Raw genomic sequence first — 12,358 nt, forward strand, 5'->3', positions numbered from 1 at the left:
CGCGAGCACTCTCTTTGGTTTTCCTCAGCGAACGTTAAGGTCGCCAGGCATGACGCTAAGAGGTTTGCTCGGTGACTGATACAGGGATTTCCCTTGCATTGCACCGGAGAACTATGTGGGTGTCGTCGGCGACAGGGCCGATATCGGCCCACAAATCTGAGAGGTTGCGCTAACGCATCTAGCCGCCCGGCGCGATGCCGGACGGCTAGATGTGGCTCTTGATGAAGGGGTTTAGAACAGGGTTGCGAGTTCCGTCCAGAAGTCGGCGCCGTCGGCCGCGGCAGATCCGGGATCGAACAGAGACAGCAACTCGGTGAACCAGTTACCGCCCTCGCCTGCGGCCGAGCTGCCGTCGAAGGCACTCAGCAGGCCGGCGAACCAATCGTCACTGTCGACTGTGGAACCACCGTTGAGGGACGAGAGGAAGTCCGACAGCCAGCCGTCGGTCGCCGCGCCGCTCGATGGCCCAGGATCATTCACCTCGATGTTGTTACCCACGGCATTGGCGACATTGCTGCTGCTCCCGTCCCAGCCTGCGCGAGCGATGGCTTGATAACCCTCGGAGGTGGCGGTGTTGAAATTGCTGTCGTAGATGGCGGTTCCGTCCCCTGCGCCCGCCTGAGCAACCGCATAGTCACCGTTAGCGACGGCGGTGTTGCCACTGCCCCAACCGGCCCCCGCGTAACTCCACAGCCCGGTAGCGGAGGCGTAGTTGTACAAGCCGGTAACACCAACAACGGCGTGGCTGTGATCGCCGGTCGCCGTGGCGTAGTTGAAGAATCCGCTCATTGCGTTGGAATCCGCGTAATCGCCATAGGCGATCGCAACGTTTCCGAAGCTGGAACTTGCATTAGCTGTGCCGAGGTCGATCAGCGAGAACCCGCTGATCGAGACTGAATAGTTGAGCAGGCTGTCCGGCAGCGTCGCTGGCGTCACAGCGGCCGCGGCGGCTGCAACGTTGCCCAGGTCGGGAAGAATTGCAGCGGCAGCCTCGGCGACAACGCCACCGGGGGTCGAATCGGCCGACGCGACGACGGGCACCGAAGCCATCGCGGCCCCGAAGCCGAGGCCGATCGCGCAGACGCCAAAGCGATGTAGACGCTTCGAATTTCTCATTGTGGTTCCTTTCAAGCCGTCCTTCGAAGGACGACGGGGGGAGGGGTAACGCAGTGATTCTTTGGTATTTCTCAGCGAACGTTAAGGTCTTCCGCCACGACGATATGAGGGCAGAGGGCCGATGGATACAGGGATTTCCCTGGTGTTTTGCCGGTGTCGACCCCGGGTTGGAGCCAGGTCGGTGTCTTGAAATCACGCCAAAAGCAGGCCAAACCTGAGAAAGTTTCCTAACTCATTCACATGTTCCGCCACGCCAAAGATGGGGAGATCTCCCCATGAACTGCGGGAAGCGGCGCCGCAGACTGATCTCAGCGCGCCGGGGGTCGGCACGCCGGCGGTAATGCATCACCGGGACATGGCGCGAAGCTGCCGTCCACTACCCCCGGGCCGCGCGACATCCCCGCCACTGGACGGGCGGGTTCGCGTCGAACCCGACGCTCGGGGTCGACGGGATCGGACGACAGAGAATTTGCCAGCTGCGTCGACAGCAATCCGTGCGGCGAACGCGGATCGCAGATCTAGTGCACGTCAACGTGCATTCTTTTTAGACACGTTGCTAATGCCTGAACATTTATCAGGTAACCTGGGTTTAACAATTCAGCAGTCGGAAGGTGGTTTGTCATGCGATCGAATGGCGTCGTTCGAATGGCGCTGCTGGCGGCGGGTCTAGCGGTCGCCGCCGCCGCGAGCCTGCCGTCGGATTTCACTGCGACGGCTCAGGCCGGCGTCAGCTCCGGCGAACCGGCGACCGTATCGAGAGTCACGGGACTCGCTGCTCAGCAGGGCAACCCGTGCGAACGCACCCGCCGTCCGGCATGCGGCCGACCGGGTCGCCGGTCTACGCACCGGTAGTCCTTCAACTTGTTATGAAGAATTCTCTTGGGGGCCTTCAGGTGTCGCCCTCATTGCGAGCAGCGCACGACCCGCGCGTTGGGTTCCGAAATTCGAGCCGAGCCATCTGAACGCGCGGACGACACGCCCGCGCGCATGGCCGGTATCTCATCGGCTGATCTTGATGCAAATTTATTAGCGCGGGCGTAAAAACCATACCCGGTCTCGCTGATCTTGATCCAAAGCCTGCGCGGTGGCCTCGTGACGCCCCGCCAGAATACTGAAAACTCTGACCGGCTCATGAATTAAGGGCTCAAGACTTTTTCGACCATTATTAGACTTTGTTCAAACAAATCTGACGGGTGCGCATAGGCTTACCTCACTCGGCGCGGTGGGTGCCGATAAAGAATGGCACGTCTATTTGGCGTGCCGGGGGAAGGGCAAGAATGGGAAGCACGCGTGCTTTCTCGCGGCTGGGATTGCTGGCCGTGGGTCTAGGTATTGGTGGGGCGGTGGCCTCTGTTCCAGGAACCGCATTCGCCGACACAATCGACTCGGTCGCTGCGGCCGATAGCGTTCTCAGCGGGCTCGCGCCCGCAGCCAGCATCGACGCCCTTTTTCCGGACCTGGATATCGACTCGCTGTTCCCCAACCTGAACATGGCCATCTCTTTCAACGGCATGGACTTGTTCGAGAGCGGCTCCGCCGACGCAAACTCCTCCGGTCTCGGGTCCTTCGCATTCGCCTACGGAGCCGATTCTCAAGCCACCGCTACCGGCGCAGGCAACATCGCCGCCGTCTACGGGTCCAACTCCTTTGCCACCGCGGGCGGCGAGGGCGCGACCGGCAATACCGCGCTGGTGCTCGGTGACCAGTCGTCTGCCTTCGCCGGCGGCGCCGATTCGAGTGGAAACGCTGCAGCGGTGTACGGCCTGGGCAGCCACGCGATAGCCGGCGGCTTCGGTGACAACCCAGGCAATCTGAACATCGCCGGCGTGGTCGGCGACCACGGCAGCGCCACGGCCGGTTCCAGCAGCCTGGGCGCGGGCAGTTTCAATATTGCCTACGTCGAAGGAAACGATGTCGGAGCCGCGAATGCGACCGGCGCCAGCAACATGATCGACATCAACAAGTTCTACGACAACTGGGGGGTTCCGACCAGTCCCAGCGCCGCGGCGGCCGCGGACAGCGCGCCGTCTTCCGAGCTTCTGTCCGGGGGTAGCTCGGGTTGGTTGTCAGACGCCAACGCATTTTGGTCGCAGCTCTTCTCCGGCGACACGCAGGCCGCTCTCAACTCGGGGACCAACTTCTGGAATGACCTGCTGGGTGGCTCGGACACATCGGGTGCCGCGGCCGCGAGTAGCAACTGGTGGACCGACCTACTGGGCAACTCGGGCAACCTGACCGGCGGTACCGACTGGTGGACCGATCTGCTGGGCAACTCCGGCGGGATGACCGAGGGTGCCAACTGGTGGACCGATCTGTTGGGTGGCTCGGGTGCTCTGACGGACGGTGCTAACTGGTGGACCGATCTGTTAGGTGGCTCGGGTGCGTTGACCGACGGCGCCAATTGGTGGACCGATCTGTTGGGCGGCTCCGGTGCATTGACCGACAGCGTCGGTTGGTGGACGGACCTGCTCGGAGCGTTCGACGGTGCCGGAACGGCCGCGGATCTGACCAACTTCTGGACGGAGGTCCTGGGGCTGTTCTAACTAGACCCGCCTGCCGGGTCGGCGGCCGCCGTTAGGGAGGACGGTGGCCGCTGACCTGGGCAGGCGCCCATCAGCAGGACGTTTGCCGTCCGTCGCGAGGGGGGCCAGGTACGCTGGCGAGACGGCATTTCAGCCGTTCTGAGTCTGCGAGGACAAGTCGACCGATGCGCAACATGATGTCGGCCGCGCTGATAGCGGCCGGAGCCCTGCTGGGCTGGTCTGGCGTTGCTGTGGCGGCCGCGGATTCGGCGTGCACCAACCTGGGCGGCACGCTTCAAGATGACCAGACGTGCAACGTCCACACCGTCACGCCCACCTACACGCTGAACATGACTTTTCCGGTGGACTACCCGGATCAGGCGTTGACCGACTACCTCGGTCAGAACCGGGATGGATTCGTCAACGTCGCGCAGACGTCGTCACAAACGTCCGGCCAGCGCGACGTGCCTTACCAAATGGAAGTCACGTCCGAGCAGTTTCACTCCGGTCAAGCGCCCGGCGGCACTCGCAGCGTCGTGCTCAAGGTTTTCGAAGACCTCGGCGGTCCGCGGCCCTCGACCTTCTACAAGGGTTTCAATTACGACGTCGCCGGACAAAAAGCGATCACCTTTGACACACTTTTCCCGCCGAATGCAAAGCCGCTCGACTCAATTTTCCCCATTGTTCAGCGGGAGGTTGGAAAGCAGACCGGGCTGGGCGCCGCAATTTCACCCGGCTCGGGTCTGGACGCGTCGCATTACCAAAACTTTGCGATCACCGACGACGAGCTGATTTTCTACTTCGCGCCGGGCGAGCTGTTGCCGTCGCTGGCCGGCGGCAGCCAGGTGCACGTACCGCGTAACGCCATTCCGCCGCTGGCAGTCAAGGGCTGACTCAGCTCGGGGCGAAGCTGTAGACCTGGCCGTCGCTGGTCGCGGTGACTACACGGCGATCGCGCCCTATCGAGACGCCGACGGGGTAACCGGTCGCCTCCGGTAGTGGGTAGCTGTTCAGGGTCTTGCCGCTGCCCGGGTCGAACACCAGCAGCGTCATGCCCCGCGCTCCTTCACCCGGCCCACCCGTCACCACCGCGTAGCCCGCGCCGGAGCCGGCCAGGCTCGAGGTCGACAGCGGGCTGACATCGTTGCGCCGCCACACCTCCTGCGCGTGATCGCCGGCATCCTTGAATGCGACAAGGCGGGTATCGGGCCCGCCGCCGGACACGATCAGCCCACCGGGCGTCACCGACGGCGGCGTCTGCGCCAGGAACTTCAGCGGGACCGACCATTTCGGCTTGCCGTCGGCGGCGTGCAACGCCCACAACCGTTCGTCGCGGCCGTTGACGTAGATCGTGGATCCGTCGCTCGACATCACCGGACTCGCCTCGACGCCGGCGCCGACGGCGTTGCTGGTCCATTCGCGAGTCAGCAGCGGATTCTGGCCTGGGTGGTACTTCAGCCCTACCAGGATGGGGGCCGGGGCGCCGGGCTCCCACAGCCCGACCACGATCAGTCCGGTGTCCTTGGCAAACGCCGGCGCGGCCGCGACCGGGCAGCCTTCCTTGGCCGGACCGCAATCGGCGAGGCCGCGGGTGAAGTCGCTGGGGTCGACATTGTCGACCAGGTCAACCGCATTCCCGACGACCGTGCCGCGGTGACCTTCGAACACCTGAACCTGGCCCAGGTGGGTCACCACCAACACGTGGCCATTGCCGAGAATCCTTGGCGTGGAGGGCATTCCCATCACCGGGCGGCGCCACCGGATCCACTGCGTGACGGGGAATGACAAGAAGGCGCCCGGCTGGCCGATGTAGAGGTTGTCGAAGCCGTCGAACAGCGGGCTGGCGATGCCACCGCCCTGATACAGCCGGGTGCACCAGCGCTGCCGGCCGTTGTCGTCGTTCTCCCACTCCATCAGCGAGCAACCACCGGGGGTCTGCGCGTTGGCGGCAAGCCAGTTGCGCGAACTGAGTGCGACCGACGACTCCAGCGAGCCTTTGACCGAGCGGGTCCAACGCAGGCTCAGCGACTCGGCCCCGGCGACCGCGGTGTAGCTGCTGTTGGCCGCGTCGCCGTACTGGGCGGGCCAGCCCTCGGCGGGCACGGTGTCGACCCAGGAGTCGGTGTTGCCGCACCCCGCGCTGACGGCAGCCAGCAGCAGAACCGAAGCCACCGATGACCAATGCCACAACGCACGGCGGGAGATCGGCCAAGACACGATGCCGAGGGTAACCTGTGCCACCTCGAGGAGGGCCGATTGCCCGGCGCGCCATCATGCCGCAATTTATGGTTGTCCGGCTCCTCAGCCCGCCGTCCCGGCGCGCGTCGTCGCCGACGGTCTTCTGGTTGTCCGGCTCCTCAGCCCGCCGTCCCGGCGCGCATCGTCGCCGACGGTGTTCTGGTTGTCCGGCTCCTCAGCCCGCCGTCCCGGCGCGCATCGTCGCCGGACTAGGCTTTGCGGCCATGACGAGCATGTGGGGAGCCCCGATTCACCGCCGCTGGCGGGGATCGAATCTGCGCGACCCACGCCAGGCCAAGTTCCTCACGCTGGCCTCGCTGAAGTGGGTCCTGCGCAACCGTGCCTACACGCCGTGGTACCTGGTCCGCTACTACCGTCTGCTCAAATTCAAGCTGGCCAACCCGCACATCATCACCCGGGGCATGGTGTTCATCGGCAAGGGTGTCGAGATCCACGCCACGCCGGAACTCGCGCAGCTGGAGATCGGGCGCTGGGTGCACATCGGCGACAAGAACACCATCCGCGCGCACGAAGGCTCGCTGCGGTTCGGCGACAAGGTCGTCTTGGGTCGCGACAACGTCGTCAACTGCTACCTCGACATCGAGTTCGGCGATTCGGTCTTGATGGCCGACTGGTGCTATATCTGCGATTTCGACCACCGCATGGACGACATCACGCTGCCGATCAAGGACCAGGGCATCGTCAAATCGCCGGTGCGGATCGGGCCAGATACCTGGGTCGGCGTCAAGGTCAGCGTGCTACGCGGCACTTCGGTCGGACGCGGGTGCGTGCTGGGGTCGCATGCGGTCGTCCGAGGCGAAGTGCCGGACTACTCGATCGCGGTCGGCGCGCCGGCGAAGGTGGTCAAGAACCGGCAGCTGGCCTGGGAGACGTCAGCGGCCGAGCGTGCCGAGCTGGCCGCCAACCTCGCCGACATCGAACGCAAGAAGGCCGCTCGCTAACTCATGTCCTGGTAGCGGCGCAGCGCCTCGCTGCGCTCCGCGGAGTGGTCGACCATCGGTTCGGGATAGCCGGCCGGCCGCTCGCCCTTGGTGAGGGTCACGTCTTTCGCATCGGCTAGTTCCGAGACCCAACGACGGACGTAATCGCCTGACTGGTCGAACTTTTCGGCCTGCCGGGTCGGATTGAACACCCGGAAATAGGGGGCGGCGTCGGTGCCGCAGCCCGCAGCCCACTGCCAGCCGTGCTGATTGTTCGCCACATCGCCGTCGACGAGCTGATCGAGAAAGTGACGCGCCCCCCACTGCCACGGCAGATGCAAGTCCTTCACCAGGAACGAGGCGACGATCATCCGCACTCGGTTGTGCATGAAGCCGGTGTCCCGCAATTGCCGCATACCGGCGTCGACGATCGGGAAACCCGTTTCGCCGGCTTTCCAGGCGTTGAAACGTTTTTCGGCGTCCTTGTCGTCATCGATCTTGATCGCATCGAAGTCGCGATTCCAGTTCCACCATGCACTGTCGGGCCAGTGGTGCAGGACCGCGGCGTAGAAGTCTCGAAATGCCAACTCGCGCAGATACGCTCGCGGACCGGCATGCCGCTGGTCCAGGTCGGCGGCCAAGGTCCGCGGGTGGATCGTGCCGAAGTGCAGATGTGCTGACATGCGGCTGGTGCCGTCGTAGCCGGGCGTGTTCCGGTTGTCGTCGTAGCCGTCGACTCCCTTGGCGACGAACTTTTTCCACCGCTTCCGCGCGGCCGCCTCGCCTGCCTGCAGATCGAGGTCAGCGCCGGGGTCGGGTATCTCGACGGGTTTCGCGCGCTTGCCCAGCTTCTTGGGATCGACCCATGTCGCGGACTTGGCTGTCGTGCGCGCCGGTGCGCGCCAGCCCGTATCGCGCCACCGGCCGTAGAAAGGCGTGAACACCTTGTACGGTTCGCCGTCGTCCTTGGTCACCCGGCCGGGCGAGATCAGATACGGCGATCCGGTCGCCACCAACGGCACATCGCCCAGCGCGTCGCGCACCTTGTCGTCGCGTCGGCGCCCGTACGGCGAGAAGTCCTCGGAAATATGAACCGACGACGCGTCGATCTCCTTGGCCAGTGCCGGAATTCGCTCCTCCGCTCGGCCGCGCGTGACGAGCAGCCGACCGCCCAGCTGCTCGCTCAGCTCCCTCAGGGAGTCGCAGAGGAACTGCATGCGGCGCTCGCCAGAGGACGCCTCCAGCCGGGGGTCGAGGACGAAGCACGCGAGCACGTCGTCGTTGTCGGAGGCGGCCTCCAACAGCGGCGGGAGATCGTGTACGCGGAGGTCGCGACGGAACCACAACAGCGCGGACATCAGCGGGTCACCTGAATCATCGGCGGTTGAGTACCCAAATATGGCCAGACATCAATGTGGCGAAGGCGCACCACAGCGGATAGGGCGCGATCGCGGCGCCGGCGCGCGGGTCCGCCGCCGCGGTGCGACGGGCCAGATCGGCGCTGCTGGCAGCCAGCACCGCCGCCCCGATCGCCGAGGCGCCGAGTTTCTGATACTTGAAGAACAACCAACTCCAGCCGGCGTTCATGATCAGATTGGCGGCCAGTGCCGCAATGTAGGTGCGGGCCTCCGCGTCGCGGCCGGTCGCACGGAGCTTGTCGATCGCGGTCGCAGATGTCACCGCGATGTCGGCGTACAACGTGGTCCAGGCGATGGGAAACACCTCGTTGGGCGGTACATACGGGGGCTTGCGAAGCCTGGAATACCACCGGGTGATTCGCGGCTTGCTGGCAACGCTTCCGATTCCTGCCGTGGCCTCGACCGCGAGAGACGTCGCGGCCAGTGTCTGCTTGTTCACTCGAGCTCCCTTCGACTCGGCTAAGTATTTCAGTCATTTAAGTATTAATCAACTGAAATAATGGCCGCGTGCGGATAAACTAGTCCGCGTCATGGCCCCCGAAGAGACCGCAGGCGAGCGCGCCGCACTAGAGCAGCAGATCTCCGCGTATCTGCGCGTGATGACGGCCGAGTCGGAACAGATCGGCCGCGCTTTCGCGGCGGTACATGACGTGCGCCCCACCGACTTTCGGGCGTTGCTGCATGTGATGGTCGCCGAAACGGCCGGCGACCCGGTCACCTCGGGTGAGCTTCGGCAGCGCATGGGGCTGTCCGGCGCGGCCATCACCTACCTGGTCGACCGGATGATGGCCTCCGGTCACATCACCCGCGAGTCCGATCCGGCCGACCGTCGGAAGGTGATCCTGCGTTACTCCGACTCCGGCCTCTCGACCGCGCGGGCCTTCTTTGCGCCATTGGGGTCGCACTCCCATGACGCGATGACCGACCTGCCCGATGCCGACCTGATGGCGGCCGGCCGAGTTTTCGCCGCGCTGATCGAGGCGATGCGGCGCTATCAGGACGACCTCGCGTCCTTCAAGCCCAGCGTGCAACCCGACGCATGAGCGACGCGAAAGGGGGCGCTGTGCACAGTGATTCAGCCGATATGACGACCCGCAAGCGTCGCCACATCGACGTATGCCTTGACGACCGTGTCGACTATTCGGGTGTGACGACGGGACTGGAGCGCTACCGCCTGCCCTACAACGCGTTGACGCAGACCAGCCTCGACCACGTCGACCTGTCCACCAACTTCCTGAGCGCACCCCTGCGCGCCCCGATACTGGTCGGCGCGATGACCGGTGGCGCAGAACTATCCGGCACGATCAACCGTCATCTCGCCGAGGCCGCGCAGCAGTTGGGCGTCGGGATGATGCTCGGCTCGCAGCGGATCATGCTGGACAGCGCGCTGGGGGAGCGTGCGGCGTCCAGCTTTACTGTTCGCGACGTCGCCCCGGATGTTCTGCTGTTCGGCAACATTGGCCTCGCACAATTGACCGCGGTTGCTGCCCAAGATATTTCGAACGCGCTCAAGCGAGTCGGCGCGGATGCCCTTGCGGTGCACACTAATCCGTTGCAGGAAGCGGTCCAGCAGCAGGGCGACGGCGATTTCTCCGGTTCACTCGATCGGCTGCGTGATGTCGCCGGCTCGCTCGAGTACCCGATCCTGCTCAAGGAGGTCGGGCACGGCATCGGAAGCTCGGCTGTCGCTGAATTGACCGGTGGCACAGGTGAATTGCCGGTAGCCGCCATCGATGTCGCCGGGGCGGGTGGCACCTCGTGGTCGCGGGTCGAGCAACTCGTCCGTTATGGCGAGGTTCGGTTCCCCGATCTGGCCGACTGGGGCATACCGACGGCGCGAGCAATCACCGAGGTGCGGGAGGTGTTGCCGACGGTGCCGCTGGTGGCCTCCGGCGGGATTCGAACCGGCATGGATGCGGCCAAAGCGCTGGCCCTGGGTGCCGACGTGGTAGCCGTGGCGCGTCCGCTGCTCTCGGCAGCAATCGAATCCACTGCGGCCGTGGTGGATTGGCTGCAACAGTTCATCGAGGAACTGAGCATCTGCCTGCATTGTGCCGGCGCCGCAGATGTGTTGGCGCTCCGCCACATCGGCGTGACGCCGATCCAGTAGCGTTGCTGGCCAGTGCTTGTCGCGCTAGACGAGGTCGCGGGCGCGGCTGTTGCGCGCGGTCGCAGGCTTCTGCTGCACGACGAGATCGCCTTCGAACGACGACATCGCAGCGATCATGGCGGTGATCACGCGGTGCGCGGCGGCCAGATCCTCGTCGGGCAGGTCGGCCAATGCCGCGCGGAGGTGGACGCCCAGCGGGGTGAAGAATCCGTGGGCCAATTCCATTCCGCTGGCTTCGTAGCGCAGCAGAGCCTTGCGACGATCTGCGGGATCGGTTTCGCGGCGGATGTGCCCGGCATCGATCATGCGGTCGACGAGATAGGTGATGGCGGCCGGCGAGACGTCCATCCGCTGCCGGAGGTCGGCCATGGTCAAGGGCTTACCCGCGGTCTCCGCGACCATGACGTGCAGCAGTGCGTGGAAATCGTTTCCACTGACGGCGTTTTGGCGCGCGAAGTAACGGCCGACCCGGTCAGACTGTGCCGTCGCCGCCCGCATATCGGCCGACATCAGCTTCTCGAGCTCCGCCCGGCTGGGAAGTGAAGTGCTTGTGCCCCGCTTAGTCACCTGACTGCATCCTTTTTAGCGACTCCCGACCCAGGGTATCGGAAACCGGCTGGATCAGGGACGATACGCGTGCACCCTACACAATGTGGTCAGGACTCGCCGCCGCCCGCGGGCCCGGTGTCACTCGGGCGACGGCCAGACTTCGCCCGCGACAACGCGTTGCGCCACCTGGGCGATCGGGGTGTTGGAGTCCTGCGACATCAGTTTGAGCATGTCGAACGCTTCGGTGGCGTCGATGTTGAAGCGCTCCATCATGCGGCCCTTGGCCTGGCCGATGACGTCGCGCGATATCAGTGCGGCGCGGAATTGCTGGTCGCGTTGCATCATGTTCCACACCAACCCCGCGTGCGTCGCGAACAGAGCGCCCAGTTCCGCGGCTGCGTCGTCGAACGCGTGGGTGGACTCTGCGTAAAAGTTGAGGGTGGCGTACGTGCTGCCCTCCTTGAACATGTCCAACGACAGGATCGAACGGATCGGGGTCTGATTGATGACCTCATCCCGGTACAGCGGCCAACGATCGTCGCTGCCGAGGTCGTCGACGCGGACGGTCTCCTGTAGCGCGCCCGCGGTCATTCCAGGCCCTTGGCCACAACGGTTCTGGATGTCGTCCAGCAGTTGGGCGTAGTGGTGGGTCGCGGCCGCGCGGTTGCTCGGCCGCCGCCGCTGGGTGACAGACACCCCCGCATACTGCGCGCCCGGCACCGATTCCGCTGCACCGCCGATCAACTCGCGCAACAGCGCGGGTACGTCGAACGAGGAACGCTGATGCAGGTCGGCGACCAGCCTGGACGCCAGCACGTACTGTGCGGTCGGCGAGTTCGACACCAGCGACTCGGGTTTGTGGCTAGCCACGTCTCGGCTTTCTCGCAGGCGCGCTACTTCCTGTTCGGATCATGTCCTCAATCCATCAGGGAGTGACGCCAGTCCCACGTCCTTGGATTTGTCGGTCTTGCGCCACTTCTCGAGTTCGCCGGCGGTCGTGTCGACGATGTTGCGGAATTCGTTCCAGGTGGTGTGGTCGTCGGACGGCATGGTTGGTTCCTGCTACGACTTGTCGCGTCGCAGCGCATCCGGCTTGTGCACCGCGTCGGCACCTGTCTTGTCGCTGGTGACTCGATACTGGGGCTCGTCCGTGGAGGCGCGGACCTTACGGCCGGCCGCGTCCTGATCCTTGGTGAGCTTCTCTTCGACAGTGCCTTTCACGTCATTGCCGTGGCTTTTCCACGTGACTTTGTCGCCCTTGCGGAACGTGTCGTCTGACATCAGATGACCTCCCTGTGGCCGTATGGGACCTGTGTCGGACGGCTCCGTCGTGGTGGGTGGCCGACCCCAATACACCCGGTAACTGGTGCACGGGATTGTCTTTCCGTACCTGTGTTGGAACTATAAACTTAACTATTCATTTTGTGAATTAGATCGCTCAAATAGTCGTCGGCAAACGGGGTA

The 12,358-nt window shown here is 64.5% G+C and carries 13 protein-coding genes; 5 read left to right on the forward strand and 8 right to left on the reverse strand.

Going from position 1 to position 12,358, the window contains the following annotated elements; genetic code table 11:
* Positions 1-231 precede the first annotated feature (231 nt).
* Positions 232-1,116, reverse strand: coding sequence for a hypothetical protein (locus PT015_RS01020; RefSeq protein WP_285188181.1), 885 nt, complete (start codon positions 1,114-1,116; stop codon positions 232-234).
* Between the two features lie 1,343 nt (positions 1,117-2,459).
* On the opposite strand from PT015_RS01020, the gene PT015_RS01025 reads away from it, so the two are divergent.
* A complete protein-coding gene (locus tag PT015_RS01025) occupies positions 2,460-3,659 on the forward strand; it encodes a hypothetical protein (RefSeq protein ID WP_285188183.1) in 1,200 nt (399 codons plus the stop codon).
* Positions 3,660-3,823: 164 nt separating this feature from the next.
* Positions 3,824-4,531 carry an esterase gene (locus tag PT015_RS01030; protein ID WP_285188184.1) on the forward strand — a complete coding sequence of 236 codons (708 nt, stop codon included), beginning with the start codon at positions 3,824-3,826 and terminating at the stop codon, positions 4,529-4,531.
* Between the two features lies 1 nt (position 4,532).
* On the opposite strand, the gene PT015_RS01035 is transcribed toward PT015_RS01030, so the two are convergent.
* Positions 4,533-5,810 (reverse strand): outer membrane protein assembly factor BamB family protein, encoded by a 1,278-nt coding sequence (locus tag PT015_RS01035; protein WP_390887977.1) that lies wholly within the window; start codon positions 5,808-5,810, stop codon positions 4,533-4,535.
* A gap of 290 nt (positions 5,811-6,100) precedes the next feature.
* On the opposite strand from PT015_RS01035, the gene PT015_RS01040 reads away from it, so the two are divergent.
* Positions 6,101-6,838 (forward strand): acyltransferase, encoded by a 738-nt coding sequence (locus PT015_RS01040; RefSeq protein ID WP_285188186.1) that lies wholly within the window; start codon positions 6,101-6,103, stop codon positions 6,836-6,838.
* On the opposite strand, the gene PT015_RS01045 is transcribed toward PT015_RS01040, so the two are convergent.
* Together PT015_RS01045 and PT015_RS01050 are read right to left on the reverse strand one after the other, a co-directional pair.
* A complete protein-coding gene (locus PT015_RS01045) occupies positions 6,835-8,175 on the reverse strand; it encodes a cryptochrome/photolyase family protein (RefSeq protein WP_285188187.1) in 1,341 nt (446 codons plus the stop codon). The genes PT015_RS01040 and PT015_RS01045 overlap by 4 nt on opposite strands.
* A gap of 16 nt (positions 8,176-8,191) precedes the next feature.
* Positions 8,192-8,674: a TspO/MBR family protein gene (locus PT015_RS01050; RefSeq protein ID WP_285188188.1), complete on the reverse strand. Its 483-nt coding sequence runs from the start codon at positions 8,672-8,674 to the stop codon at positions 8,192-8,194.
* 91 nt (positions 8,675-8,765) lie between these two features.
* Here PT015_RS01050 and PT015_RS01055 point away from each other — a divergent pair, with 91 nt between their 5' ends.
* Both PT015_RS01055 and fni read left to right on the forward strand, forming a co-directional pair.
* Entirely contained in the window at positions 8,766-9,278 is a 513-nt protein-coding gene (locus PT015_RS01055) for a MarR family winged helix-turn-helix transcriptional regulator (protein ID WP_285188189.1), read from the forward strand.
* 41 nt (positions 9,279-9,319) lie between these two features.
* A complete protein-coding gene (gene fni, locus PT015_RS01060; RefSeq protein ID WP_285190858.1) occupies positions 9,320-10,345 on the forward strand; it encodes a type 2 isopentenyl-diphosphate Delta-isomerase in 1,026 nt (341 codons plus the stop codon).
* A gap of 24 nt (positions 10,346-10,369) precedes the next feature.
* Here fni and PT015_RS01065 read toward each other — a convergent pair whose 3' ends face one another.
* The 4 genes from PT015_RS01065 to PT015_RS01080 all read right to left on the reverse strand — a co-directional run bounded on the left by PT015_RS01065 (position 10,370) and on the right by PT015_RS01080 (position 12,175).
* Positions 10,370-10,912 carry a MarR family winged helix-turn-helix transcriptional regulator gene (locus PT015_RS01065; RefSeq protein WP_390887912.1) on the reverse strand — a complete coding sequence of 181 codons (543 nt, stop codon included), beginning with the start codon at positions 10,910-10,912 and terminating at the stop codon, positions 10,370-10,372.
* A gap of 120 nt (positions 10,913-11,032) precedes the next feature.
* Positions 11,033-11,764, reverse strand: a complete 732-nt coding sequence (locus PT015_RS01070; RefSeq protein WP_285188191.1) for a GAF and ANTAR domain-containing protein — start codon at positions 11,762-11,764, stop codon at positions 11,033-11,035.
* Positions 11,765-11,803: 39 nt separating this feature from the next.
* The gene (locus tag PT015_RS01075) at positions 11,804-11,944 is read right to left on the reverse strand and encodes a hypothetical protein (RefSeq protein WP_285188193.1); all 141 of its coding nucleotides are present in this window, start codon (positions 11,942-11,944) and stop codon (positions 11,804-11,806) included.
* Positions 11,945-11,956: 12 nt separating this feature from the next.
* The gene (locus PT015_RS01080; RefSeq protein WP_285188194.1) at positions 11,957-12,175 is read right to left on the reverse strand and encodes a hypervirulence associated TUDOR domain-containing protein; all 219 of its coding nucleotides are present in this window, start codon (positions 12,173-12,175) and stop codon (positions 11,957-11,959) included.
* Between the last annotated feature and the right edge of the window lie 183 nt (positions 12,176-12,358).

The organism is Candidatus Mycobacterium wuenschmannii, assembly GCF_030252325.1.
Taxonomy (GTDB): domain Bacteria; phylum Actinomycetota; class Actinomycetes; order Mycobacteriales; family Mycobacteriaceae; genus Mycobacterium; species Mycobacterium wuenschmannii.

Excerpts from the sequence above, each read along its gene's own strand:
- PT015_RS01020 (WP_285188181.1), bottom strand. The coding sequence starts at position 1,116 with ATGAGAAATTCGAAGCGTCTACATCGCTTTGGCGTCTGCGCGATCGGC.
- PT015_RS01030 (WP_285188184.1), top strand. The coding sequence starts at position 3,824 with ATGCGCAACATGATGTCGGCCGCGCTGATAGCGGCCGGAGCCCTGCTG.
- PT015_RS01040 (WP_285188186.1), top strand. The coding sequence starts at position 6,101 with ATGACGAGCATGTGGGGAGCCCCGATTCACCGCCGCTGGCGGGGATCG.
- PT015_RS01045 (WP_285188187.1), bottom strand. The coding sequence starts at position 8,175 with ATGTCCGCGCTGTTGTGGTTCCGTCGCGACCTCCGCGTACACGATCTC.
- PT015_RS01055 (WP_285188189.1), top strand. The coding sequence starts at position 8,766 with ATGGCCCCCGAAGAGACCGCAGGCGAGCGCGCCGCACTAGAGCAGCAG.
- fni (WP_285190858.1), top strand. The coding sequence starts at position 9,320 with ATGACGACCCGCAAGCGTCGCCACATCGACGTATGCCTTGACGACCGT.
- PT015_RS01075 (WP_285188193.1), bottom strand. The coding sequence starts at position 11,944 with ATGCCGTCCGACGACCACACCACCTGGAACGAATTCCGCAACATCGTC.
- PT015_RS01080 (WP_285188194.1), bottom strand. The coding sequence starts at position 12,175 with ATGTCAGACGACACGTTCCGCAAGGGCGACAAAGTCACGTGGAAAAGC.